Origin of the sequence: Oxalobacteraceae sp. CFBP 8761 (assembly GCA_014841595.1) — a bacterium.
Taxonomy (GTDB): Bacteria; Pseudomonadota; Gammaproteobacteria; order Burkholderiales; family Burkholderiaceae_D; genus Telluria.
Genome location: JACYUE010000001.1, coordinates 2725268 through 2750339 on the forward strand (window position 1 = coordinate 2725268; position 25072 = coordinate 2750339).

Consider the following 25072-nt stretch of genomic DNA (forward strand, 5'->3'; position numbering starts at 1 on the left):
GTATCAAGTGAGCCAGTCTAGGTAAGCCAGATGCGCGGCGGGCACGCCGGGCGGTCGAGCAGATGGGGGCGCAGCAAAGCCCACACCTGCGCCATGACGGCGCGCGCCGCCTCGCCGTCGTCGCCGAGATAACGCACAACGAACACCGACTTCACCTGGCTCGACGCCAGCTGCGGGTCGAGCGCGCGCACGTGCGCCTGCAGCGCGGCGGGCACGGGCCGGCCGACAGCAAGCAAGGTCGCGCACACCGCATGGCCGCGCATGCCGAGGGGGCTGGCGATGCCATCCGGGGTCAGGATGCCCTGCTCCCACCACAGCAGACGACCCTCCTGGCGAATGCGCGTGCGCTGGCGGATCCGTCCGCGCGTAAACGCTTCGCCGGCGGCCACGCGGCCGAAGCACAGGACTTCGCTGCCGATATAGGTGCTGCCGGCAGCGAGATCGACCTCGTGGTCGAGGTCGACGCTGGCTGCGTCATAGAAGATGGTTTCCTGCGGCAGCCATTCGATGGCGGCGCCCGCGCCAACCCGCAGGCGTACCGCCTGCTGCGACACGCGGCCGTTGGCGCGGTACCACTTGGCCGCGCCGGGACTGGTGGCCAGCACGCTGCAAGCGGGGCCGGCGTCGACGTCGATCTCGAGCCGGTCGCCCCCGACCACGCCACCTGGCGGGTGCACGACGATCACGTGGCAGGCGCCGGGGCCTTCCGGATACAGCGCCTTCTGCACACGCAGCGGGCCGCGGTGCGTGCGGCGCACGAGGCGTGTCGTGTCGCCATCGCGCACGAAGCCCAGCGCCAGACTGGCTTGCCAGGCGGGGAAGACCGTGGATGGATCGGAAGGGGTGCAATCGCGCATGCTTGATGAAACAGCACGATGCGTGCCAGCGTCTTGACGTGGCGTGGGACGTCTATTTTGCAAGCGACGCGCACCGCAAAGGTGCGCGTCGCACCCGAACGCGTCAGGACATCGCCAGCTCGATGCAGTTGCGACCGGCGCGCTTGGCACGCGCCAATGCGGCGTGGGTACGCACCGCCATCGAGTCGCCGCTCTCGCCCTCGCCCAACTGGGCCACGCCGAGGCTGACCGTGACGTGGTCACACCCGGGTATTTCGACCTGCTCGATCGCCGCGCGCAGCTTCTCGGCCATCTTCAGCGCGTCAATCGCGCTTGTGTGCGACGCGATCACCTGGAATTCTTCGCCGCCCGAGCGCACCAGCACGTCGCTCGCGCGCAGCAGCGCACTTGCCGTGTCGGCCACCGTACGCAGCACCAGGTCGCCCACCGGGTGGCCGAAGGTGTCGTTGATCTGGCTGAAGCGGTCGATGTCGAAGACGATCAGCGCCAGCGGCAGCCGGTAGCGGCGTGCGCGCTTGATTTCCTGTTCCAGCAAGCCTTCGCCGTGGCGGCGGTTGGCCAGGTCGGTCAGGGCATCGGTCGTGGCAAGATGCGTGATGCGGGCCAGCAGCGCCTCGTTCTCGCGCGTGATCTCGGCCATGCGCAGGCCATGCGCGGCCAGCCCGGCGACGTCGTCCAGTGCCTGCAACTGCGCTGACGAAAAAGGCCGTGCGTCGCCGAACAGCAGGCACAGGGAGCCCATGGGCCCGCCCGGACCCGGCGCGGGGATCGGCACCCCGACAACCATGCGCGCGCCAAAGGTATCAAGGCGCGCCGCCAGCGCCGGCTCGCCGGCCTTGTCGAGCGTATCGAGCAGCGTGAATTCCCCTGTTGCCGCCGCCAGCAGGCCGGGGAACGCATGGCGCAGTGGCGATTGCAGCAAGCGGCCATCGTGCGCGAGCAGCGCCGACAGGTGCAGGCCGTCCACGCCCTGCTCGGCCTCGAGATGCAGGTCGCCATCGCGATGCTGAAACAGCGCCGCATGCACGACGCCGGGCCAGCCGGCCAGCGCTGCGCACAGGCGCTCGGCAAAGCGTACGCTGTCGTCGGCATCGATCAATGCCTGCTGACAGACAGTACGCAGTGCCAGCAGCGTGCGCAGCTCGGCTTCCGATGGGGTGGACGCGCCAGGCGCCACCACACTGAATCCGGTGCGCATGCGCGCCGCCAGCAGCGCGCGGGTCTGCTGCGCGCGCAGCGGGCCGATGGCGTAGTCGAGCGGACCGAACGCCATCAGCGCCGGCAGCCAGCGCGCGTTCGTGAAAGGACACAGCACCAGCACCGGTGCGCCGGCGCGCTCGGCGACCAGGGCGCCCAGCGCTGCCAGGTCGATGGCGAGGTCGCAGCGTTCGAGGTCCAGCACGAGCAGGTCGGCCGGTTCGCGCGCCAGCAGCGCGCGCGCCTGCTCGGCCCCTGCCGCCACGCGCAGATTGGCGAACATGCCGTCGCAGCCGTGCTGGAAATCGGCGCGGCGCTGGCCGACGGGATTGACGAAGACGCAGGTAAAGTCTTCGTGCGCGCCGTCTTCTTGATGCATGGTGATTCTCCAGAGGTAGGTCCAGCCGCACCCTGTCGGCATGGCTGCAAGGCAAGTTTGCCATAAGCGGGCGTGCCAAGCATAGCAATTGTCGTCCTGTGTGTGGGAGCGCACCGTCGCACCATGGTGCGCGCCGAATACTCTTGCGAACGAAACCACACTCACGGGAGAACCACCATGGCACATCAAGACGACGTGGCAGCAAAGCAGCGCGCCATTCAGCAAGAACAGGACGCGCGCGACGCCAGGAAGAATGAATCCGAGAGTAAAGAAGCCGTCCAGACCGGCGTCGACCAGCCGGCGCCGCCGATGCCGGCGCAGCACCTGGCCAAGCCGGGCCTCGAAGCCGATATGGAAAGCAAACCGAAGTTCATGGCCGAGGGCTACAAGGGTAGCGGCAAGCTCGATGGCATGGCTGCGATCGTTACCGGCGCCGACTCGGGCATCGGGCGCGCGGTCGCGGTGCTGTTCGCACGCGAAGGCGCCGATGTCGCCGTCATGTATCTGAACGAAGATGTCGATGCGGCAGAAACCAAGCGCTGGATCGAGGCCGAAGGCCGCCGCTGCATCACGATCGCGGGCGACGTCAAGGATCCGGCATTCTGCAACGACGCGGTGCAGCAGGTGGTCGCTGCGTTTGGCCGGCTGGATGTCCTGGTCAATAACGCCGCATTCCAGGAACACGCCGATTCGATCCTCGATATCACCGAAGAGCGTTTTGAAGAGACCTTCCGCACCAATATCTTCGGCTACTTCCACATGGCCAAGGCCGTCGTGCCGCACCTCAAGCGCGGCGCGTCGATCATCAATACGGGCTCGGTCACCGGTCTGAAAGGCTCGGCCAAGCTGATCGACTATTCGTCGACCAAGGGTGCAATCCACGCATTCACGATGTCGCTGGCCGGTAGCCTGCTCGACCAGGGCATCCGCGTAAACGCGGTGGCGCCAGGCCCCGTCTGGACGCCGCTGAACCCGGCCGACAAGGGCCCGGACGACATCACCGAATTCGGCGCCAGCACCGACTACCGGCGCCCGGCCCAGCCTGAAGAACTGTCGCCGGCCTACGTGTTCCTGGCCTCGCCCGTGTGCTCGGGCTACATCACGGGCATCGTGTTGCCGGTGACCGGCGTCGTCGGCGAATAACAGACCCAGAGCGAGGAGCAGGCAATGGCACGCAGCATGTGGAAGGGCGCGATCAGTTTCGGACTGGTCCACATTCCGGTCGATATGTATCCCGCGGTCGAAACCAAGGGGCTCGACCTGACGATGCTCGACCGGCGTGATTTTTCGCCGGTCGGGTTCAAACGCTACAACAAGGGCAATGGCAAGGAAGTCGTGTGGGACGACATCGTCAAGGGCTATGAGTACGAGGATGGCGAGTACGTCGTGCTGTCGGACGAAGACCTGCGCCGGGCCAATCCGGAAGCGACGCAGACGATCGACATCCAGGCCTTCGTCGACGCTGGCGATGTGCCGCTGATCTACTACGACCAGCCGTATTACCTGGCGCCCGGCAAGGGCGGCGCGAAAGTCTATGCGCTCTTGCGCGAGACGCTGCGCGAAGCGGGCAAGATCGGCATCGCGCACGTGGTCATCCGCGTCAAGCAGCATCTGGCGGCGCTGATCTGCGTGGGCGACACGATCGTGCTCAATACGCTGCGCTACCCGGACGAGATGCGCGACGCGGGTGAACTCAAGATCCCGTCGCCCAATTCGAAAACGGCGTCCGTCACCGTCAAGGAACTCAAGATGGCGATGGCCCTGGTCGAGGGCATGAGCGAAGACTGGGCGCCGGCGCAATACCACGACAGTTACCGCGAAGATGTGCTGGCCCTGGTCAAGAAGAAGATCAAGGCCAAGCAGACCAAAACGATCACCCAGCCCGAGCCCGAGAAGGAAAAGCGCACCACCGGCAAGGTCATCGACCTGGTTGCCCTGCTCCAGGCCAGCCTTGGCAAGAAGCCGGCCAAGGCAGCGCTGGCCGCGCTTGACGACGATGACGACGACGACGATCCGCCGCCACGCAAGTCGCGCAAACCGGTCGACGACGAGGATAGCGGGGACGACCAGCCGCCTCCACGTGCGCGCAAGGCGGCTACGTCAGGGGCCCGTGCCACTGCCACCAAGGCAGCGGCCAAGCCAGCAGCGAAGAAGGCGGCGGCCAAGTCCGCAACCAAGGCGCCTGCGCGCAAGAAGGCGGCGTGAGGATGGACGGATTCATCGACTTTCTCCAATGGCCTGCAATGGCCGTCAGCCTGATTGCCGCCTACCTGGTCGGCGCCAAGCGCGCCGAGCGCCGCATCCTGGGCTTCTGGACGTTCATCTTCAGTAACGTGCTGTGGATCATCTGGGGCTGGCACGACGAAGCCTGGGCGCTCATTGCGCTGCAGGTCGCGCTGCTGGCCATGAACGTGCGCGGCATCTTCAGGAACGAGGCCTAGCGCACCGAGCTCACCTTCACCCTCAGGGCACGAACCCGAGCTGCTTCATCGCCTTGGTCAGTGTCCTGGCCGCCGTGGCATAGTTCTGCCACGGCGTATTTCCCACATCCAGCCGCTCATGCACATTGGCGATCGTCCACTGGTCGCTCGATGTCAGCGTGTCCAGCTCATCCCAGCCCAGCGGCACTGAAATCCCCAGCCCCGGGCGCGAACGCGCCGACCATGCGGCCACCGTCGTCGCCCCCTGCCCGTTGCGCAGGTAATCGATGAAGATTTTGCCGACCCGGTTTTTCGGCCCGCTCTTGAAGGCAAAACGCTCGGGCAGCGTTTGTGCCATGTGGTGCACGATCGCCTGAGAGAAGCGCTTGACGGTGTCCCAGTCGTGATTACCCTTGATCGGCACCACGACGTGCAAGCCCTTGCCGCCGCTGGTTTTCAGGAACGCCGGCAAACCCAGTTCGTCCAGGAAGGCGTGCATCAGCTGCGCTGCTTCCTGCATCTCGGGCCACTTGATGCCGTCGCCCGGATCGAGGTCGAACACCATCCGGTTCGGTTTCTGGTAACTGCCTTTGAACGCGTTCTGGGTATGGATCTCCACCACGTTCCACTGCGCTGACGACAGGATGCCCGGCGGCGTGGCCACTTCGAGCATGGGCGGATGCTCCGGGTCGAGCGCCTGGTCCAGGTCGCGCAGGCCAGTCATCTTGCGCACGTCGACGTGCTTCTGGAAAAACAGCTCGCCGCCCACGCCCTCGGGCGCACGCACGAGCGACACCGGGCGGCCTTTCAGATGTTCCATCATCAACTCGCCCACCAGCGCGTAATAGCGCACCAGCGCCAGCTTGGTGGCGCCCGACGCCTTGTCGATCACGCGCTCGCCGTTGGTGATCTTCAGCGATGCCGGCAGCTTGCCCTGTGCGGCCACCGGCTCGTCATCTGTGACGTCTTCTACCGGAAGTGCCTGCTCACGGGTGATGTTCCTGGCCGGTTTGTCCTTGCGCAGCCCCTGGAACACGGGATGGCGCACGGCGCCGCCGCTCGTCCAGTCCGAGAAACTCACTTCCGCTACCAGCACCGGCTTGACCCAGTGGTGCGCGCGCCCCGGCACGGCGCGCGGCGGGAACGGGCTCGCGTCGGTGCGCAGCGCCTCGAGTTGTTCCGCGATGCTGGTCAGGGTCGCGTGGTTGAAACCCGAGCCGACGTTGCCGGCATAGCGCAGCACGCCGTCTTCGTCATGGACCCCGAGCAGCAGCGCACCGATGCCGGTGCGCGCGCCTTTCGGGTCGGTGAAGCCGCCGATGACGAATTCCTGGCGCCGGCCGCATTTCAACTTGATCCAGTCGGGCGAACGGCGCGACACATAGCGGGCGTCGCGCCGCTTGCCGATCACGCCTTCGAGACCGATCTTGCAGGCGGCGACGATCAGTTCATCCGGCTTGGCGCCGAATTCGGCAGAGAACCGCACCTTGTCGGATTTGGCCTTCTTGAGCACCTGTTCGAGCACCGTGCGGCGGTCGACCAGCGGCATCTCGCGCAGGTCGTGGCCGTCGAAGTACGGAATGTCGAACAGGAAGTAATCGATGTCGACGGCGCCGTTGCCGTCGAATGCCGCCTGCAGCAGGCCAAAATCGGGCTTGCCATCGTCGTCGTGCACGACGATTTCGCCGTCGTACCAGCCGTCGGGCAGCGCCATGCGCTCCAGCTCTTCCTTCAGGGGCATGAGCTTGTCGGTCCAGTCGTTCGCATTGCGTGTGATGAGACGCACCATGCCCCCCTCGATGCGCGCGAGCATCCGGTAGCCGTCGAACTTGACTTCGAACAGCCAGTTTTCGGGGTCGGGCGGCGGCGCATCGACGAGCGTGGCCAGTTCAGGCGAGAATTTGGCGGGCAGCGGCGACGTGGCGTCTTGCGTCGCCGCGCGCTTTGCCGGTGCCTTCTTTGCTGCCGTTTTTTTGGCGGGTGCTTTTTTGGCGGGTGCCTTCTTTGCAGGCGCCGCCTTCACGTCCTCGCGCAGCGCTTCGACCTTCTGCGCCGCCCGCTTCGGCATCGGCAATGCCTTCACGCTGTCGGGCAGTTCATCGACCAGCGAGAATTCGGCTGCCGGGCGCGCGTAATCGTCCTTCTCCTTGATCAGCAACCATGGCGGCTGTTTTTCGCCACGGCCCTTCATCCGTACCAGCGTCCAGCGGCCGTGCATCTTGTGACCGTACAGCGCGAACTTGATGCTGCCTTTGGCAAAGCCAGCGCGCGGGTCTTCCAGCGGCTCCCAGGTGCCCTTGTCCCAGATGATCACCTTGCCGGCGCCGTACTGCTTGGCCGGGATCGTGCCTTCGAAGTCCGAGTACGAGATCGGGTGGTCCTCGACCTCCACGGCCATCCGCTTGTCGTGCGTGTCGTAGCTGGGGCCTTTTGGCACGGCCCAGCTTTTCATCGTGCCGTCGAGCTCGAGCCGGAAATCGTAGTGCAGGCGGCTGGCCCAGTGCTTCTGGATCACGAAGGTAAGCACGTCCTGCCCCGCCTTCCCGCCGTCGGCCGGCTCGGTCGTGATATCGAAATTGCGTTTGGCTTTATAGGCTTTGAGCGCGTCCGTCATGGCAATCCCTGGGAAATTCGATCGTGCCAGCGTAGTCCCGTGGCGCGCCGCGGACTGTACGGCAACTCACGCTGACAGGGGCTGTTATGATTACTGCAAGCCGCCAACCGCGAAGGGACACCATGCAGCGAATCGTTTTTCTCGACCGTGACAGCCTGCGCGCCAACGTACGCATACCCGCCTTCGAGCATACCTGGCAAGACCATGCCGCCACCGCGGTCGATGACGTCGTGGCACGCCTGGCCGGCGCCACCGTCGCCATCACCAACAAGGTGCCGTTGCGGGCCGACGCCATCGCGCGACTGCCCGACCTGAAGATGGTCGCCGTCGCCGCGACCGGCACCGACAACGTTGATCTGGCAGCCTGCCGCGCGGCCGGCATCGTGGTGGCCAATATCCGCAATTATTCGCTGGTATCGGTGCCCGAGCACTGCTTCACCTTGATTCTGGCGCTGCGCCGCAATCTGCGCGCCTACGCGGCCGACGTCGAGGCGGGCAAGTGGGAAACCTCGAGCCGCTTTTGCCTGCTCGACCACCCGATCGGCGACCTGGCCGGCACGCGCCTGGGCATCGTCGGCTACGGCGCGCTGGGCCGGCAAGTGGCCAGCATCGCGCGCGCTTTCGGCATGGAGGTCGTCGCCACCTCGCGCTCGCCGATCACCGATACGGACGTCACGGCGCTGCCGCTGGACGAGTTGCTGGCGACGTCGCAGGTGGTGAGCCTGCACGTACCGCTGACTGACGCGACGCGCCACATGATCGGCGCGCGCGAACTCGCTCTGATGCAGCCCGGCGCGCTCCTGATCAACACGGCGCGCGGCGGCCTGGTCGACGAGGCGGCGCTGGCGAACGTGCTGATGGAAGGCCGCATCGCCGCCGGCTTCGATGTCCTGAGCGAAGAGCCGCCCGGTTCGAACAATCCGCTGCTGCGCCTGCGCCTGCCGCACTTTCTGCTCACGCCGCACATCGCGTGGGCCAGCTTTGGCGCAATGCAGACGCTGGCCGACATGCTGGTCGATAATATCGAAGCGTGGCATGCCGGCACGCCAACCAACGTCGTTTAAACAGCGGCGCTGACCGTGGCCGCCAGGGCCTCGGGCGCTTTCTGCGGCAGTTCGAGCAGGAAGGCCGTCCCGGCGTCCGGCAGGCTCACGACGCGGATCGTCCCACCCATCAGCGTCGTGACGATGTTGTAGACGATGTTCAGTCCCAGACCGGTGCCACCCTGGCCCATGCGCGTCGTGAAGAACGGATCGAAGATCCGGCCCAGGTAGGCCGGGTCGATGCCGCGGCCGTCGTCGCGGAACGTGAGCGTGACCTGGCCGTCGGTTTCCAGCGCCGTCAGCGTCATCACGCCGCCCGGGCCGTCGAACGCGTGCAGCATTGCGTTGTTGACGAAGTTGATGATCACCTGGCCCAGCGGGCCAGGAAAACTGTCCATGACAATCCCGGCCGGCACATCGATGTCGAGCCGGTGCCCGCTCAGGCGCACCGTATTCATCAGGGTCGCGCCGATTTCATGGCAGGCCTGGGCCAGGTCGAACCGGCGCCGCTGGGCACTGGCCTGGTCGACCGAGACCTGGCGGAAGCTGCTCACCAGTTCGGCCGCATTGTGCAGGCTGCGCACGATCAGCTGCGACGCGTCGCGCGCCGCGCCCATGTAATCGGCCAGGTCGGACCGCTTGAGCGTGGTGGCCTCGAACTGCGCCGCCACCGCGTGCGTGCGTTCCTGCAGCGTGCTGGCCATGAGAAGGCTGTTGCCGATCGGCGTATTGAGTTCGTGCGCCACGCCGGCCACGAGCGAACCCAGTGACGCCAGCCGCTCCTGCGCCGCCAGTTGCACCTGGGTTTCCTTCAGGCGCGCGTAGGCTTCGGCATTGTCCATGGCCACGCCGACATAGGCCGCCAGCGTACCGAGCATGTCGAGGTGGACCTGGCCGTAGGCGCTTGCCTCCAGGCTTTGCACCGTCAGTGCGCCCAGCACGCGCTCACCCGCCGTCACCGGCACGCATAGCAACGAGCCCGGCATCGGGAGTGCAGCCGCCGGTGCGGCCAGCGCCACTGCAGCAGCCAGGTCAGGCGCGTCGGGCAGGCAGGCCCGCAGTTCGGCGTCGACATCCGTCAGCAAGAATGCGCGGTTCTCGTTCACGCAGCGCGCCAGCAGGTGCCCGGCCGGATCGAAGGCCAGCTCGCGCGGCGCCTCGCGCCGGCCGAACGCCATCGCGAACGGCAGCTCGAGCACGCCGCGCTCGCGCTGGCGCAGCGCGACGGCAAACAACGGTGCATCCATCAGCGCCTTGACGTGCTGGTACAGCGTCAGCATGATCGCCTCGTGGTCGAGGTTCGTGGTCAGCATGCGCCCCATCTCCGACAGCAGCGCGATGTTGCGGTGTGCACGCTCGACCGATTCCTTCTGACGTTCGACCTCGCGCTTGCCGCGCTCGGCCGCTTCTTTCTGCAGCAGCAGCTCGCCGGTGCGGGCGTCGACTTCGCGCGCGAGCAAGCCCTGGCGCGTCACGAGCGCGCCAATGCGCAGCCGGTAGGCGAGGTACGACAGCGTCACCACGAGCGCCACGGCCAGCGTGCGGAACCACCATGTCTTCCAGTATGGCGGCGTGACCGTGATCGCGAGCGTGGCTGCCTCCTTGCTCCAGACGCCATCCTTGTTGCTGGCCCGGACCCGGAACACGTATTGGCCGGGATCGAGATTGGTATAGGTGGCAAAGCGCCGCCCCGCGCCGGTATTGACCCAGTTGGCGTCGAAGCCTTCGAGCTGGTAGGCGTACAGGTTGCCCATCGGGTCGGCGTAGTGCAGCGCCGCGAACTCGAGCGAGATCACGGTGTCGCGGTGCGACAGCGTGATCTCCCGTTGCGCCGCCAGGTTGTGGATGCCGCGCGAGCGGTTCAATACCTGCAGGTCGGTGATGGCAACGGTTGGCGGGAAGGGATTGTCATGCACGTCGGCCGGGTTGAATGACGTGACGCCGCTCACGCCGCCAAAGTGCAGCTGCCCGTCGGCGCCGCGCCGGCCGGCGCCGACGAAATAGGCACCGTCGATCAAGCCATCCTTGGCGTTATAACTCTTGGTCTGGCCGGTGACCGGGTCGACGCGCGTGATGCCGGCGGTCGTGCTGGCCCAGATGATGCCGGCGTTGTCTTCGAGGATGGCGCCGATCGACTGCGCATCCTGGCTGCTGAAAGGATAGTAGCGAAACGAGGTGCGTCCGCCAGCCTGCACCATCCGGTGCAGGCCCCCTGCGGTGCCGACCCACAGGTGGCCGTCCTTGGACTCGAGCAGATGATACACACGACTGTGGCGCAGGCTCGCGCCATCGTGCTGGTCATGGCGAAAGCGGCTGAACGTGCCGCTGGCGGGGTCAAAGCGCTCCAGGCCCGATTCGGTGCCGATCCACAGCACCCCGCGCCGGTCTTCGACCAGGGCAAAGCCATAGTTGTCGCCCAGGCTCGTGGCGTCACCCGGCACATTGCGCCAGTGGCGCACGGTGGTGGCACCAGGCGCGACTGCCGACAGGCCATCGCGCGTCATGACCCACAGCGTGCCGTCGCGGCCCTCGCGCAGCGCCTGTATATGATTGGCGCCCGGACTCTGGCCCAATTCGACACGCCCCATGCGCCCGCGCGCGTCGCGCCACGCCAGGCCGGTGGGGGTGCCGATCCAGAGCCGCCCCCCGGCCTGCGCCAGCGCAGTGACGACCGTGCCCGTGAACGCATCGGTGCCGAAGCGCCGGGTCGTGCGCGTGGCCGGGTCGAGCAGCATCAGGCCATCGCCGCTGGTGCCCAGCCACAGGCGCCCGGCCGGGTCGTCGACAATGGCCCGCACCCTGGCGCGCCCCATCCCTTCCGTCTCGCCAAAGCGCGCAAAGCCCCCGCTGGCAAGATCGGTGCGATTGATCCCGCCAAAATACGTGCCGACCCACAGCGTACCGGTGCGGTCGACCAGCAGCGCCGAGACCATGTTGTCGGACAGGCTGTGCCGATCCTGTGGCAGATGGCGGTAGCCGGTGAACCGGCCGCTGGACGGATCGAGCCACTTCAGGCCATCGGCCGAGGTACCGACCCATAGCTGCGCACCGCTGTCGTGGTACAGCGTGCGGATGCGCGCATCGCGCATCCCGTCCGCAGCGCCGATCTGACGCCGCTGCGGCACATCGCCGTCGATGCGCCAGGCCTCGAGGCCCGCCGCGGTACCGATCCACAGCGTCTCGCGCGGTCCCATCGACAGCGCCAGCACGGCATTGCGTTCGGCGTCATCGGGCGGCGCCATCGTGAAGCGCGTGACCTGGCCGCTCGCCGGGTCGAGCCGGTCCAGGCCTGCGGCGGTGCCAACCCACAGCGCCCCGCGCCCGTCGAATGCGAGTGCATTGACGCGGTTGTCGCGCAGGCTCGCCGGGTTGTCCGGATCGGATACATGGTTGTGCTGCTGGCCCGTGTGCGGGTCGAAGCGCACCACGCCGTCATTGGTCGCGAGCCACAGCGCGCCATCGGGCCCCGGCACGATCGCCACCACCGAACGCTTGACGGTGCGGCCCGGCTGGGTGAGCGCAAACCGCTCGAACCGGCCGGTCGCCGGATCGTGCCGTGCCAGCCCACCTTTCGTGCCGAACCAGAGGCGCCCATCCGGATCTTCGTACGAAGCCGAGATGAAGTTGTCGGGGATGCTGGCAGGATCGTTGGCGTCGTTGCGGTAGATGACGATCCGGTAGCCGTCGTAGCGATGCAGGCCGGCCTGGGTGCCGAACCAGATGAATCCCTGGCGGTCCTGCAAAATGCTCATGACCGAGTGCTGGGACAAGCCTTCTTCGACCGACAGGCGCTCGAAGCGCAGGTTGCGCTGGTTGGCGTCGGCCGGCAACGCCAGCGCCAGCAGCAGGAAGAAGGTGAAACGAAACAGGCCGCTACAGGCAGCCCAGGTAAAACCTGGCATGGTCATCCGATCGATTTGCGCTGCAACCAATCTACCAGAGGTCTTTGTTGCCGTGAAATAATTTGAGTCTTCCAGAAATAAAATGCCGCTGCTATAATGCGTGCCTCGGGCGGCTGTAGCTCAGCTGGATAGAGTACTTGGCTACGAACCAAGGGGTCGTGGGTTCGATTCCTGCCAGCCGCACCAGAAGATACGAAAGGCCAGATCGCGAGATCTGGCTTTTTTCTTGGTCGCTGTATTTGTTGCAGACTGATGGACATGGCTGGCGGAATATGGCTTCCACCAGCGCCCTCCTGACCTGGCAGATGAATCAGCATCACATGCGCATAATCACCCTTTGCCAAGATGCTCACTGCCCGCTATAATGCTCGCATTGGGCGGCTGTAGCTCAGCTGGATAGAGTACTTGGCTACGAACCAAGGGGTCGTGGGTTCGATTCCTGCCAGCCGCACCAAACCTTTTCAAGATAAGGGCACTTCGCAAGAAGTGCCCTTATTGCATTTGGGCTCGTGTTACACGCTACTCCCAACAAACTTCCCGACGATGACCACCTTCCATCCTCAACCCGATGAGCACGGTGCGCCGGTACGTCTCGCGCACCCTTCGACGCCAACGGCCATCGCTACCTGGGATGACCCGGCAAGCATCGCCACCGTGATTCCGCTCGGCGCCCTGCCCCCATCGCTGAACGATGTGCCGTTTGCACCATGGCTCGACATTCCGGCCACCAACGCCGACTGGCAAACGGTCCCTGGCCAGGCCGTCATCGACGAGCCGCCCTTTGTCGTGCCAAAGGGGTTTGCGCCCGCTGCAGGCGTCGTGATCGTGGAAGACGATGGCCGCGTGTGGGCCGTCGCGCCCTCGAACGCCTTCGGTGGTTACGACGCCACCTTCCCCAAGGGCCGTGTCGACCCGGACATCAGCCTGCAGGCAACCGCCATCCGCGAAGCATTCGAGGAATCGGGCCTGCGCGTGCAGATCGTCCGGCACCTGATCGACTGCCGGCGCACGCAGACGCTCACGCGCTACTACCTGGCGCGGCGCCTGGGCGGCAATCCGGCGCTGATGGGCTGGGAAAGCCAGGCCGTGCACCTGGTGCCGATGGCACTGCTGGAGACAATGCTGGGCAATCCCAACGATGCGGTCATCATCGATACGCTGCGACGAATCTGATGTTGCGTCGACGCCGGCAAAACAATCTCCCGATACGTGTTTGCCAAGATCGCCACACACCGCTATAATGCGTGCCTCGGGCGGCTGTAGCTCAGCTGGATAGAGTACTTGGCTACGAACCAAGGGGTCGTGGGTTCGATTCCTGCCAGCCGCACCAAAGTTTCAAAGAGAATGGCTCAGAAGAAATTCTGAGCCATTTTTCTTTTGCGTGACAGTTTCTGCTGCTTCTAGATGACCGAAGACATTACCTATACGCGAGCACATTGAAACACGGCAGACTTTGCCAATCCGATACATGCTGCTATAATGCGTGCTTCGGGCGGCTGTAGCTCAGCTGGATAGAGTACTTGGCTACGAACCAAGGGGTCGTGGGTTCGATTCCTGCCAGCCGCACCAAAGTTTCAAGAGAATGGCTCAGAAGAAATTCTGAGCCATTTTTCTTTGCGTCCTGGTTTTTTTACGTGGCGCAGTCAGCGTTAAATAGAGACTAGCTTGAACTGACGAGCAGCCCAGTGGTCCAACCCCTGTCCACAGCGTCAAGAGTCGATCATGAAAGCGCCGCGTTTCAAGGGCTGGTTTGCAAAACTGCCTTCGCTGAATCAGCCGCAGCGCCGGCAGGTGCTTGATGCCCTGCACCCTGCAGCCGGGCTTGATCAGGTAGTCGCACTCATCAGTGAATCCAGAGCGCCAGGCCGCTGCTGCCCCAGATGCGGCAACGAGCGTTGCTACCGGCACGGGTTCGCCAACGACTTGCAGCGCTATCGCTGCTGCGCTTGCGGCCGCACTTTTAACGACCTGACCGGTACCCCGCTGGCGCGGCTGAGGCTCAAGGCCAAATGGCTCGCTTATTCTCAGACGCTGCTCGATTCACTCCCCGTACGCAAGGCGGCAGACCGGGTCAGCGTACACCGCAACACGGCCTTTCGATGGCGCCACCGTTTCCTGCATTGGGTCAAGCTCGACCGGCCCGCAGTCCTCAATGGCATTGTCGAGGCCGACGAAACATTTCTGCTCGAATCACAAAAAGGTTCACGCACACTTGACCGGGCACCGCGCCATCGCGGCGGCCGCGCTGCCAAACCGGGCATTTCCAGCGAACTGGACTGCATCCTGGTCGCGCGCGACCGCGAAGGGCGCACGGTCGATGCCGTGACTGGCCGCGGTGCACTCACGTCTGCGCAACTCGATCGTAACTTGCTGCCCAGGCTCGACAAGCAGGCGTTGCTGGTCAGTGATAGCCATGCCGCCTACCGCGCCTTTGCACGCAAGCACAGGATCGCGCACGAGACGGTCAACCTGCGCGCCGGTGTGCGTGCGAGGCGACTGGGCAATCTTGCTATCCATGTGCAGAACGTGAATGCCTACCATCAGCGTTTCAAGACCTGGCTACAGGGCTTTCGCGGCGTGGCGTCGCGCTACCTGCCCAATTACCTAGGCTGGCGCTGGGCGTTGGATGGACAGCGAATTATTTTGCCGGAACAATTGTTCCGCATTGCTATCAGCGTCATCAACAGATAACACTGACTGCGCCTTTTAGGTTGCGACAACATCACCGCGTCATCCGGAGGACAGGCTTGCCCTGCCCCGCCAGACGACGCATCACGCTCAGGTACGCAGCTTCTTGATGATGCTGCGGCTACCCAGAATCTCTTCGATCTGCTCGAAGCGCACCGGCTTGACCATGTGGTGGTCAAAGCCGGACTCGAACGCCAGCTGGCGGTCTTTCTCCTGGCCCCACCCCGTGACGGCAATCAGCACGGTCAGCGCGCCAGTGGGCAGCTTGCGGATCCCGCGCGCCAAGTCGTAACCGGACATGTGCGGCAGACCGATATCCAAAAAGGCGTAATCCGGGCAGAATCGCGCGGCCGCGGCCAGCGCATCGGGCCCGTTGTGCGTGATGACCACGCTGTGCCCCATGGCCGTGAGCAGCGCGCCGATGCTGTTGACGAAGTCGACGTTGTCGTCGGCCAGCAGGATGCGGTAGCTTTCGGCGCTGATGAAGGCGGCCGGGGTCGGCTTGGTGGGCGGCTCCGGTTCGACGACGATCGGCAGGCGCACCACGAAGCGGCTGCCATGGCCGAGGCCTTCGCTGTGCGCGGTGATCGTGCCCCCATGCAGTTCGACGAGCTTGCGCGCCAGCGACAGGCCCACGCCCAGGCCGGCATTGCTGCGCTCGAGCGTCGAGTCGACCTGAACGAACATGTCGAACACCGAGTCGAGCATCTCCGGCGCCAGGCCGATGCCGGTATCGGCCACTTCGAGGATCAGGGTGTTCTCGTCCACTTCGCCCTTCAGCACGACGCGCCCGCCCCGGTTGGTGTACTTGGCCGCATTGTTGAGCAGGTTCGACAGCACCTGGGCCAGGCGCGTCGCGTCGCCGTGCAGAAACACGGGGCGATCGGGCAATTCGAGCACCAGTTCGTGGCCGTGCAGCTCGATGTACGAGCGCACCACTTCGAGCGCATCGTTGACGACGGCCTTGAGTTCCACGCGGCCCATCTTGATCGTGAACTTGCCGGTATTGATGCGCGAGACGTCCAGCAGGTCGTCCACCAGCCGCACCATCTGGCGCAGCTGGCGTTCCATGATGTCGGTCGCGCGCTGTGTGGCCTGGGCATCGCCGCTGCGAATGCGCAGGATATCCAGGCCTGTGCGGATCGGCGCCAGCGGATTGCGCAGTTCGTGCGCCAGCGTCGCCAGGAATTCGTCCTTGCGGCGGTCGGCCAGGATCAGCGCGCCCTCGGCCTTCTGGCGCACGTCCATTTCATGCTCGAGCGTGCGGTTGGCGGTCTGCAGCGCGTCCGAGCGGCGGCCGATCTCGGCCAGCATGTCGTTGAAGGCTTCGACCAGCACGCCGATCTCGCCCTTCTGGTGGCCCGGCACGCGCAGGCTGAAGTCGCGCCGCAGCATGACCTGGCGCGCGATATCGGTCACCGCTTCGAGCGGCCGTGTGATCGAGGCCTGCAGGCGCGAGGCCACGATGGCGGCGATCACGAGCGCGCCCAGCAGCACGCCGCCCAGGATCGCGCCATAGCTCAGGGCCCGGTCCAGCACGCCGTAGCGCGAACGCAGGTAGACGGTGCCGACCCGCTCGCCGTTTTCGACGATGTCGTGGTACAGGACGACTTCGCCGCGCTCGATGCGGTAGCCCGCCGGCTCGGGTTGCTCGGGCAGATTGGCCTTGACGCCGGTGCGCACGTAGGTGGCAAAGCGCGTGCCATTCGCAGTAAACACGGCCGCGGCCACGATCTGCGGGCGTACCCGCAACAGGGTCAGGCTCTGCGCCACGTCGGCCGGGTCGTTGAACGAGACCGCCGGTGCGGTCACGCTGGCGACGATGTCGGCCTGGGTGGTGAGGTCGTCGATCCAGTAGCGCTGGAAGGTGCGCAGGTCGAGCAACAGCATGGCGATACCCGCGCACAGCAACGCCACTGCGGTGGTGGACACCGCCATGAGGATCAATTTGCTGCGCACGGAGCCGGTATCGTGCATAGACATCAGGTGGCTCCTTTTTGCACACGGTTCGCTACCGTCAGCAGGCGCGAACTGAGCTTTACATTCTTCTTTTCGGCCGCGTCAAGCGAGACGTCGAAACGAACCCGATCGTCGATGATCGTGAAGTTGATGACGCTGCCACTGCGCAGTCCGCCTTCGCATTCGGTCACGGTCAGCTGCGCATTGGCGGCGCGCAGCAGGCGTGCGGCGCGCGCATCATCCTGGCCGGCGACAAACAACACGTGCAGCGGCTGTGCCAGATCCTGCTCGCGCAGCGCGCGCACCGTGATCATGCGCCCGGCCACCAGACGGCCCGCGGCAATCCGGGTCAGCTCGGCCGCCATGTCGTCGGCACCGACCACGCCAATGCTCACCGGCGTCGTCGCATCGGCGAACGAGCCGGCCGGGAAATCGGCGTAGCCCAAAAACTTGTACAGGAAAGCGGCCTTGACGCGGCGTTCGAGTACGGGCGCAGTCTCGACCACGATCGCGTGCGCAGGCAGGCCAAGGCTGAGGCCGGCCAGCAGCGGCAGCATCAAGGCCAGGCACGCCCTGCGGCGCTTCGGACAAGCTGGTTGATTGATAGTCATGAAATCCATTCGCACGTCAAAAACGCAGCGTGGCGCTGGCAAACACCGTGCGCTCGAGCAACTGGCGGCTGCCTGCCGCGACGAATTCGGCGTGGCGGGCATGCAACAGGTTGCGTCCGGCAAGGGCGAGCTCGAGATCGGGACGCACTTGCCACGCGATCCGCGCGTCGAGCTCATGATAACTTGGCACGGCCAGCTGCGGCAGCCGTGCGACGTAACGAAGTGAAAAATCCGCCCAGACGCGTTCGCTCAGATCGTGCGCGCTGCGCAAGGTCCAGGTCAGGTTGGGGTCATTGCCACCCAGGAAGGACAACCCCGTGGTGTCGCGACTGGCCGGCTCGCGACCCACGTCGACGTCCTGCAGCACGCCGCCGGCGTGCAGGCGCCAGCCGCGCGCGGCCTGCCAGCTGGCCCAGAATTCGATGCCACGCAAATTGCCCTTGCCCAGGCTGTTGATGACGTACGGTAACCTTACGCCGGGTGTTGCCGGCTCGAGCGAGCGCAGCCGCTCGAAGTCGGTATAGAACAGCGTGGCCGAATACGACAGCGTCGGCATGGGTTGGGCGCGGAACCCCAGTTCGGCCACACGCGCCGTTTCCGCGAGCGTGTCGGCGCCGCCGGCAATCAAAAACTGGCGCGGCGAGGCCGGATTAATGACAAACAGATCACGGTCGATGCGCGACGGTGCACGCACCGTGCGCGACAGGGCCGCCCACAGCGTCGCATGGTCGTTCGCGTCCCAAGCGAGCCGCAGATTGGGCAGCAACTCGCTGCCCGTATAGACATTGTGTTCGACGCGCATCCCGGCCACGGCGCGCAGCGCCGGCGTCAGGGCCAACTCATCCTGGACGAACAGGTGCGACCAGCGCAGATTGCGGCGCGCCGGCGTGAAACGCAACACGGGCCCGCCGTCGATCCGGTCACGGCTGTTGCGGTACCCGCCGCCCCAGGTGACGCCATGCGCACCGAAGCGCACCAGATGCTGGGCTTCGACGTCGACCGTGTCGATCTGCTGCATCCCAACGCCCGGCTTGCTGCGGCGCGTGTGATCGAGCCAGGCATGCATGCGCAACTTGCCGGCGTCGGCAAGATCGCGCTGGACCTCTGCCCGCAGATTGGCGCCGGACATCGTCCCGCTCGATAACAGGGACGTGTTGCGCAAGCGCCCGTCATACACGTCTCCGCTGAGCGTTACATCGTGCTCGCTGCCTTCCCAGTCGAGACGAAAACCGGCCTGCTCGCGCGCCATGCGATTGTCGGCGCCTTCAGCCGGCCCGCTCCGATCGGCCTCGATCCGGGCTTGTCTGGCGTACACGCGCCAGTGCGGTCCGTTCTCGAACTGCCCGCCGTAGCGCACACCGGCGCCACGCTCGTCCGGCCCCGCATACGCCGTGACCACGCCGCCGTGGGTCTCGGCCGCGCTGCGTGTGATGATATTGATCACCCCGTTGACGGCATTCGTACCCCACACCGTACCGCCCGGCCCGCTGACCACCTCGATGCGCGCGACGTCTTCCAGCGCCACATCCTGCATTTCCCAGACCACGCCGGAAAACAGCGGCGAATACACGCTGCGGCCATCGATCATGACAAGCAGCTTGTTGGCCTGGGTCGACAGGAATCCGCGGGCGCTGATCGCGTATTCATGGGTATTCACACGGGCGACCTGGAGATTCGGCGCCAGCCGCAGCACTTCGGGCAGCGTGGTCGCGCCCGAGCGTGCGATGTCCGTGGCGCTGATCACGAATACCGACGCCGCTGCGCGCGCCAGCGGCTCGCTCTGGCGCGATACGGACGTCACGGCGATATCGGATAATTGTTCGAGCGAGTAATCTGCCCACGGCAGCGCGCCCGAATCGTCCTGCGCGCTTGCATCAAGGGAATATGCGGTCGACAACAGTGCGGCAAAGGCGCAAACATACAACGAAGAAGGTGGCATAGTTGCCATCGTAGAACATTTTCTCGCCCGCACCAAGTGCGCACACACCACAACGCAGTTCTTGACAACGTTCCCGGGATATTGATTAAAGCAATGACAGGTATTGGAAATATAAATTGGACTGATTTGACGCAATGCAGCATGATTGCACTGTCTCCTCTATTCTCCTCCTAGGAAATAGATTTAGCCCGCTTCCTACGAAGCGGGCTTTTTTTTGCGCGCACGGTTGCCCGAGCAGGTGCATCCTGTTTGGTGTAGGATGCCGCCAATATTTTCGTTTTTACAACAATCCATGCCCGACCTCGACCTTTCCGCCCGGAGCACCGCTTCCTACGACTGGAGCACGACCGCCCTGGGCGATGCCGCCCGCTGGCCGTTGCCGCTGCGGTTGTGCAGCGATCTGCTGCTCAATTCGCCGCTCCCGACCCTGCTGGTATGGGGACCGGAAACGGTCCTCGTGTTCAATGAGGCCTACGCAGCCCTGGCCGGCCCTGGCTATGGTCGTGTACCCGGTGGCTCGGTCCCGCCGGTCATGCCGCCGCCACTGGCTGCTGCCGGTGCGGCGCTGGCCGCAGCCTGGCGTGGTGAGGCCGGCGTGCTGGCCGACACCGCCCTGACCTTCCGCCGCCTCGACGGCAACGCAGACAACCGTTTTGACCTGCGCCTGTCCCCGGTGCGCGACGAAACCGGGACCGTGCGCGGCGTGCAGATTGCGCTGGCTCCTGCCACCGTGCAGCCGGCCCAGGAAGCGGTCGATGACGCTGGCCTGCGCATCCTGGTCGTCGAAGACAATGTCGACTCGCAATACCTGGTGTGCGAGATGCTCAAGGCCTTCGGTCACGAAGCCGATGGCGTGGCGCATCCCGACGATGCCCTGGCGCTGCTGGCGAGCCAGCGCTACGACGTGCTGTTTTCCGACGTCAGCCTGCCCGGCATGTCCGGCGTCGAACTGGTGCAGCGCGCCATCAGCGACGACCCGGCGCTGTCGATCATCTTCGCGTCGGGCTACGGCGATACGCTGCTGCGGCACCTCGAGTTCCCGTACCAGTCGCTGCAGAAACCCTATGAAATCGACCAGCTGCAGGATGCGCTGGCCAAGGTAGTGCGTCAGCCGGGCCGACGCTGACCGACGGGCGAAACGGTCCGCATTCACAAAGTGTGAGTCGGACCCGCCCGGCTGGTCTACAATGAAACGCATCCTGCCCGGCTTCGGGCGCATGGCAACCCCGGCATGAACTCTTCATCACAACACGTCCGCCCCATCGCGCGCTTCCTCCGGAGGCCGGCATGAGCATTGCCCGCGACGTGTCCGGCCAGGATCTGGTCGCCGCGCAAGAGGCGCTCCAGCGCGCCACCGAGCGCATGGAAAACATGCTCGAAAGCCTCACGGATGGCTTTTGTGCGGTGGACCGCGACTGGAACATCACCTATATCAATGGCCGCGCCCTGCAAATGGTCGAGCCGCTCAACAAGCGGCGTGGCGACCTGGTCGGGGCCAGGCTGTGGGATGAGTTCGAGGACCTGCACGGCACGACGGTCGCCCTTGATTGCGTGCGCGCAATGGAGCAGCGCGTTACCGTCAATCGCGAATTCTATTACCGCCGCCTGAATGCCTGGCTCGACATGCGGGTCTATCCGTCCCCCGAAGGCCTGACCCTGTACTTCCAGGACATCACGGCGCGCAAGCTCGACCAGCAGGCGCTCATCGACAACAACAACCGCCTGCAACTGGCGATCGCGGCCGGGCGCCTGGGCGACTGGCGCTGGGATGCGGCTACCGATCGCGTCACGTTCGGTGAGCGCGCGGCCGAGATCCTCGGCTTGCCCGCCGATGTTGCGCTGGCGTGGCCGAGCCTGCGCGAGCGGCTGCAACCCGAAGACCGCAAGGTCGTGCGGCGCGCCGTGCTGGCCGCCTTCTCGCAGGGCACTGACCTCGATCTCGAATGCCGGCTGCTCCCGCGCGGCAATCTGGCTGGCGGCGCCGCGCACTGCGTTGCCCTGGTCGGTCGGCCCGATTACGCCAGCGCCGTCGACGGCGGCGGCGTGCTGGGCATGACGGGCATGGCCCAGGACATCAGCGCCCGCCGCGCGGCCGACGACCACCTGCGCCAGAGCGAAGAAGAATTGCGCGCACTGGCCAACACCATTCCCCAACTGGCGTGGATGGCCGATCCGGACGGCTCGATCGTCTGGTTCAACGAGCGCTGGTACGAATACACGGGCATCACGCCCGAAGAATCGACCGGCTGGGGCTGGAAAAAAGTGTACGACCCGGCGGTGTTGCCTGCCGTGCTCGAACATTGGGATGAATCGGTGCGCACCGGCACGGCGTTCGAGATGGAATTTCCGATCCGCGGCGCCGACGGGAATTTCCGCTGGTTCCTGACGCGGGTCGAAGCCGTGCATGACCGCGACGGCCGCGTGGTGCGCTGGTTCGGCACGAATACCGACGTCGACCAGGTCAAGCGCGCCGAGCAGGCGCTGCGCGACGAATCGCACGTGCTCGAACTGCTCAACAGCACGGGCAGCATGCTGGCCTCGACGCGCGATCTGCGCGCCGTGATGCAGGCCGCCACCGATGTCGCCGGCGGCGTCTGCGGCGCGCGCTTTGCCGCTTTCGTCCACTATGGCCCGGATGGCGAAGGCACGCTGTATTCGCTGCACACGCTGTCGGGCACCGCGTCGGCCCAGTTCCAGGACTTCGCCGAACCGGGCGCCAGCGCACTGTTCGGCCCTGGCCTGCGCACGACAAGCCTGCAGCGCGTGGCCGACCTGACAGCCGATCCGGTCCAGGCCAGCAGCGCGCTGCACTTCGGCTTGCCGAGCGGCCAACCGTCGGTGCGCAGCTACCTGACCGTGCCAGTCATGGCGCGCTCGGGCGAACTGCTCGGCACGCTGTTCTTCGGGCACCCTGAACCCAACGTGTTTACCGAACGCAGTGAACGCATCGTCAGCGGCATCGCGGCGCAGGCTGCGATCGCGGTCGACAACATCCGCCTGTATGAAGTGGCCAGCCGCGCGGCTGAAGAACGCAAGGTGCTGCTCGAGAACGAGCGCGAAGCACGCGCCGAAGCCGAGCGCACCAGCCAGATGAAGGATGAATTTTTGGCCACGCTGTCGCACGAACTGCGCACGCCGCTGTCAGCCATTCTCGGCTGGTCGCAGGTGCTGCGGCGCGGCAGCCGCGATGGCGCCGACCTGCAGCGCGGTCTGTCGACGATCGAGCGCAATGCGCGCGCCCAGGCGCAGCTGATCGAAGACCTGCTCGACATGAGCCGCATCACGTCCGGCAAAGTGCTGCTCGACATGCAGACGCTGGCCCCGGGCAGCTTCATCGACGCGGCCATCGAAACGGTGCGCCCGGCAGCCGACGCCAAGGGCATCCGCATCGAGCGGCGCTATCCCGAAGGCGTCGCCATCCCGTCCGTCGCCGGCGACCCGGGGCGGCTCCAGCAAGTGGTCTGGAATCTGCTGTCGAATGCGATCAAGTTCACACCCCGCGACGGACTGGTCACGATCGAACTGGGGTATCACGATGACCAGGTGGCCATCACGATCCGCGATACCGGCTCGGGCATCGCGCCCGAATTCATCACGCACGTGTTCGAGCGTTTCCGCCAGGGTGATGCCTCGATGACACGCAGCCATGGCGGCCTGGGCCTGGGCTTGTCGATCGTGAAACACCTGATCGAACAGCATGGCGGTACCGTGCGCGCCGACAGTGCGGGCCCTGGCCAGGGCGCGAGCTTCACGATCGAACTGCCGGCGGCGCTGTCGAGCATGCCACGCTCGTCGCGGCCAGCCGGCAGCGACGCCGGCTCGCTGCCGGACATGGCGCAAGCCACCTTGCCTGCCGCCCCGGAGGCGGCGCCCGAGGCCGTGGTGCGCGACATGCGCGGCATGTCGGTGCTGGTAGTGGACGATGACCGCGACGCGCGCGAGCTGATCGCCCGCATCCTGTCCGATTGCCATGCCAAGGTGCGACTGGCCGGCAGCGCACAGGACGCCATGGCGCAGCTGCGCGCGAGCCCGCCCGACCTGTTGATCAGCGACCTCGGCATGCCCGATGTGAATGGCCTCGAGTTTCTCGCCTGGGTCCGGGCCCTGCCGCGCGACGCCGGCGGCCTGATTCCGGCCATCGCGCTGACGGCGTTTGCACGCTCCGAAGACCGCCTGAAGGCGCTCGAGGCCGGCTTCTCGGCCCATGTGTCCAAACCGGTCGAACAGAGCGAATTGATGGCGGCAATCGGCATGGTCAGCACGCCCCCCGCTGTCCCGATGCTCGCCGAAAACGGTCGCGGCCCTAGTCGATGATGTTCCTACCTTCTGACGCGGCGCTGTCCTACAAGAAATTTTATGGTCCTTGATACACTAATTAGAGGTAAGGTATCGTTAGATTCCACCCCGAAATGGGGCGCCGCCCAGTTTCGATAAAGAGATAAGCATGCCGAGCAGACAAGACATTTTGAACGCCAAAGTCCTGGTGGTAGACGATTCGCCCGACAATATCGAGCTGATGGAAGAGATATTGCGCGAAGAAGGCTACACCTGCGTCAGCTCGACCATGCTGCCGGAGCAGGTATGCCCGCTCCATCGCGAACACAATTACGATCTGATTCTGCTCGACCTGCAAATGCCAGGTCTGAATGGTTTCCAGGTCATGAAGGGCCTCAAGGAAATTGAACAGGGTGGGTATCTGCCGGTTCTGGCTCTGACGGCCCAGCCAAGTTTCAAGATTGCAGCGCTCGAAGCCGGCGCCCGCGACTTCATCAGCAAGCCATTCGACCTGCTCGAGGTGCACAAGCGCATCCACAACATGCTCGAGGTACGCCTGCTCTACAAAGAGCTGGCCCAGTACTCGAAGGCCCAGCAAGAACTCGCACTGCACGATGCCCTCACCGGCCTGCCGAACCGTCGCCTGCTGGAAGACCGCATCGAAACGGCGTTGCAGCACGCCAACCGTACCCATGCCAAGGCCGCGATCATGTATCTCGACCTGGATGGTTTCAAGGCGATCAACGATACCTATGGTCACGCGTATGGCGACGAGATCCTGAAAGCCGTGTCGCAACGATTGCTCGCCAGCTCACGCAAGGAAGACACCGTTGCCCGCCTTGGTGGCGATGAATTCATGGTCGTGCTGGGCGATATCCATGGTCTGGTCGACGCGCAGGGCCCGGCGGCCAAGCTGGTTGAATCCCTGTCCGAGCCATTCTTCATCAACGACCTGACGCTGCGCCTGTCCACGTCGATCGGCATCAGTATCTATCCGGACGATGCCGAATCGGTCGACGCCCTGATCAATATCGCCGATTACGCGCTGTACGAAGCCAAGCGCGCTGGCAAGAACCGTTTCTGCTCGCCGGCGGCCAATCGCCAGGCGGCGTCCAAAACCACCGGTGCGCCGGTGCCAGCGCCAACGCCCGAGCTGGCGACACCACATCGCTGACACGTCACCTGCTT

At 65.2% G+C, this 25072-nt stretch carries 16 protein-coding genes and 4 tRNA genes; 13 read left to right on the plus strand and 7 right to left on the minus strand.

What is annotated here, in order from left to right; translation table 11 throughout:
* Nucleotides 1-17 precede the first annotated feature (17 nt).
* The gene (locus IFU00_11820; protein MBD8542972.1) at nucleotides 18-857 is read right to left on the minus strand and encodes an urease accessory protein UreD; all 840 of its coding nucleotides are present in this window, start codon (nucleotides 855-857) and stop codon (nucleotides 18-20) included.
* Between the two features lie 103 nt (nucleotides 858-960).
* Nucleotides 961-2433, minus strand: a complete 1473-nt coding sequence (locus IFU00_11825) for a diguanylate cyclase (GenBank protein ID MBD8542973.1) — start codon at nucleotides 2431-2433, stop codon at nucleotides 961-963.
* A 177-nt stretch (nucleotides 2434-2610) separates the two neighbouring features.
* On the opposite strand from IFU00_11825, the gene IFU00_11830 reads away from it, so the two are divergent.
* From IFU00_11830 to IFU00_11840, 3 genes are read left to right on the plus strand one after another with little or no spacing between them, the layout of a single operon-like run.
* Nucleotides 2611-3576 (plus strand): SDR family oxidoreductase, encoded by a 966-nt coding sequence (locus IFU00_11830; protein ID MBD8542974.1) that lies wholly within the window; start codon nucleotides 2611-2613, stop codon nucleotides 3574-3576.
* A gap of 24 nt (nucleotides 3577-3600) precedes the next feature.
* Nucleotides 3601-4638, plus strand: coding sequence for a Ku protein (locus tag IFU00_11835; protein MBD8542975.1), 1038 nt, complete (start codon nucleotides 3601-3603; stop codon nucleotides 4636-4638).
* Nucleotides 4639-4640: 2 nt separating this feature from the next.
* On the plus strand, nucleotides 4641-4874 hold the full coding sequence (locus tag IFU00_11840) for a hypothetical protein (GenBank protein ID MBD8542976.1): 234 nt from the start codon (nucleotides 4641-4643) through the stop codon (nucleotides 4872-4874).
* 22 nt (nucleotides 4875-4896) lie between these two features.
* On the opposite strand, the gene ligD is transcribed toward IFU00_11840, so the two are convergent.
* Nucleotides 4897-7467, minus strand: a complete 2571-nt coding sequence (gene ligD, locus IFU00_11845) for a DNA ligase D (GenBank protein MBD8542977.1) — start codon at nucleotides 7465-7467, stop codon at nucleotides 4897-4899.
* A gap of 122 nt (nucleotides 7468-7589) precedes the next feature.
* Between ligD and IFU00_11850 the strand changes: the two genes are divergently transcribed.
* A complete protein-coding gene (locus tag IFU00_11850) occupies nucleotides 7590-8531 on the plus strand; it encodes a D-2-hydroxyacid dehydrogenase (protein ID MBD8542978.1) in 942 nt (313 codons plus the stop codon).
* Here the strand turns inward: IFU00_11850 and IFU00_11855 are convergent.
* A complete protein-coding gene (locus tag IFU00_11855; GenBank protein ID MBD8542979.1) occupies nucleotides 8528-12418 on the minus strand; it encodes an SMP-30/gluconolactonase/LRE family protein in 3891 nt (1296 codons plus the stop codon). The genes IFU00_11850 and IFU00_11855 overlap by 4 nt on opposite strands.
* Before the next feature lie 103 nt (nucleotides 12419-12521).
* Between IFU00_11855 and IFU00_11860 the strand changes: the two genes are divergently transcribed.
* The 6 genes from IFU00_11860 (at nucleotide 12522) to IFU00_11885 (ending at nucleotide 15103) form a co-directional block, all read left to right on the plus strand.
* A tRNA-Arg gene (locus IFU00_11860) sits at nucleotides 12522-12598 on the plus strand.
* 191 nt (nucleotides 12599-12789) lie between these two features.
* Nucleotides 12790-12866 (plus strand) — tRNA-Arg (locus tag IFU00_11865).
* A gap of 89 nt (nucleotides 12867-12955) precedes the next feature.
* Nucleotides 12956-13585, plus strand: coding sequence for an NUDIX hydrolase (locus tag IFU00_11870; protein MBD8542980.1), 630 nt, complete (start codon nucleotides 12956-12958; stop codon nucleotides 13583-13585).
* 80 nt (nucleotides 13586-13665) lie between these two features.
* A tRNA-Arg gene (locus IFU00_11875) sits at nucleotides 13666-13742 on the plus strand.
* A 162-nt stretch (nucleotides 13743-13904) separates the two neighbouring features.
* A tRNA-Arg gene (locus IFU00_11880) sits at nucleotides 13905-13981 on the plus strand.
* A 153-nt stretch (nucleotides 13982-14134) separates the two neighbouring features.
* Nucleotides 14135-15103, plus strand: a complete 969-nt coding sequence (locus IFU00_11885; protein MBD8542981.1) for an IS1595 family transposase — start codon at nucleotides 14135-14137, stop codon at nucleotides 15101-15103.
* Between the two features lie 87 nt (nucleotides 15104-15190).
* Here IFU00_11885 and IFU00_11890 read toward each other — a convergent pair whose 3' ends face one another.
* Genes IFU00_11890 through IFU00_11900 form a run of 3 tightly spaced genes read right to left on the minus strand, consistent with a single transcriptional unit; the run spans nucleotide 15191 to nucleotide 19609 of the window.
* Nucleotides 15191-17083: a response regulator gene (locus tag IFU00_11890; GenBank protein MBD8542982.1), complete on the minus strand. Its 1893-nt coding sequence runs from the start codon at nucleotides 17081-17083 to the stop codon at nucleotides 15191-15193.
* Nucleotides 17083-17670 carry a YfiR family protein gene (locus tag IFU00_11895; protein ID MBD8542983.1) on the minus strand — a complete coding sequence of 196 codons (588 nt, stop codon included), beginning with the start codon at nucleotides 17668-17670 and terminating at the stop codon, nucleotides 17083-17085. The genes IFU00_11890 and IFU00_11895 overlap by 1 nt, the downstream gene beginning before the upstream one ends.
* 16 nt (nucleotides 17671-17686) lie before the next feature.
* Entirely contained in the window at nucleotides 17687-19609 is a 1923-nt protein-coding gene (locus tag IFU00_11900) for a TonB-dependent receptor (protein ID MBD8542984.1), read from the minus strand.
* A 292-nt stretch (nucleotides 19610-19901) separates the two neighbouring features.
* Between IFU00_11900 and IFU00_11905 the strand changes: the two genes are divergently transcribed.
* From IFU00_11905 to IFU00_11915, 3 genes are all read left to right on the plus strand, one after another.
* Entirely contained in the window at nucleotides 19902-20735 is an 834-nt protein-coding gene (locus IFU00_11905; GenBank protein ID MBD8542985.1) for a response regulator, read from the plus strand.
* A gap of 161 nt (nucleotides 20736-20896) precedes the next feature.
* Complete coding sequence (locus IFU00_11910; GenBank protein ID MBD8542986.1) at nucleotides 20897-23923, plus strand: response regulator; 3027 nt, start codon at nucleotides 20897-20899, stop codon at nucleotides 23921-23923.
* 130 nt (nucleotides 23924-24053) lie between these two features.
* Nucleotides 24054-25058, plus strand: coding sequence for a diguanylate cyclase (locus IFU00_11915; protein MBD8542987.1), 1005 nt, complete (start codon nucleotides 24054-24056; stop codon nucleotides 25056-25058).
* The last annotated feature ends 14 nt before the right edge of the window (nucleotides 25059-25072 follow it).

Excerpts from the sequence above, each read along its gene's own strand:
- IFU00_11820 (MBD8542972.1), bottom strand. The coding sequence starts at position 857 with ATGCGCGATTGCACCCCTTCCGATCCATCCACGGTCTTCCCCGCCTGG.
- IFU00_11825 (MBD8542973.1), bottom strand. The coding sequence starts at position 2,433 with ATGCATCAAGAAGACGGCGCGCACGAAGACTTTACCTGCGTCTTCGTC.
- IFU00_11830 (MBD8542974.1), top strand. The coding sequence starts at position 2,611 with ATGGCACATCAAGACGACGTGGCAGCAAAGCAGCGCGCCATTCAGCAA.
- IFU00_11835 (MBD8542975.1), top strand. The coding sequence starts at position 3,601 with ATGGCACGCAGCATGTGGAAGGGCGCGATCAGTTTCGGACTGGTCCAC.
- IFU00_11840 (MBD8542976.1), top strand. The coding sequence starts at position 4,641 with ATGGACGGATTCATCGACTTTCTCCAATGGCCTGCAATGGCCGTCAGC.
- ligD (MBD8542977.1), bottom strand. The coding sequence starts at position 7,467 with ATGACGGACGCGCTCAAAGCCTATAAAGCCAAACGCAATTTCGATATC.
- IFU00_11850 (MBD8542978.1), top strand. The coding sequence starts at position 7,590 with ATGCAGCGAATCGTTTTTCTCGACCGTGACAGCCTGCGCGCCAACGTA.
- IFU00_11855 (MBD8542979.1), bottom strand. The coding sequence starts at position 12,418 with ATGACCATGCCAGGTTTTACCTGGGCTGCCTGTAGCGGCCTGTTTCGT.
- IFU00_11870 (MBD8542980.1), top strand. The coding sequence starts at position 12,956 with ATGACCACCTTCCATCCTCAACCCGATGAGCACGGTGCGCCGGTACGT.
- IFU00_11885 (MBD8542981.1), top strand. The coding sequence starts at position 14,135 with ATGAAAGCGCCGCGTTTCAAGGGCTGGTTTGCAAAACTGCCTTCGCTG.
- IFU00_11890 (MBD8542982.1), bottom strand. The coding sequence starts at position 17,083 with ATGTCTATGCACGATACCGGCTCCGTGCGCAGCAAATTGATCCTCATG.
- IFU00_11895 (MBD8542983.1), bottom strand. The coding sequence starts at position 17,670 with ATGACTATCAATCAACCAGCTTGTCCGAAGCGCCGCAGGGCGTGCCTG.
- IFU00_11900 (MBD8542984.1), bottom strand. The coding sequence starts at position 19,609 with ATGCCACCTTCTTCGTTGTATGTTTGCGCCTTTGCCGCACTGTTGTCG.
- IFU00_11905 (MBD8542985.1), top strand. The coding sequence starts at position 19,902 with ATGCCCGACCTCGACCTTTCCGCCCGGAGCACCGCTTCCTACGACTGG.
- IFU00_11910 (MBD8542986.1), top strand. The coding sequence starts at position 20,897 with ATGAGCATTGCCCGCGACGTGTCCGGCCAGGATCTGGTCGCCGCGCAA.
- IFU00_11915 (MBD8542987.1), top strand. The coding sequence starts at position 24,054 with ATGCCGAGCAGACAAGACATTTTGAACGCCAAAGTCCTGGTGGTAGAC.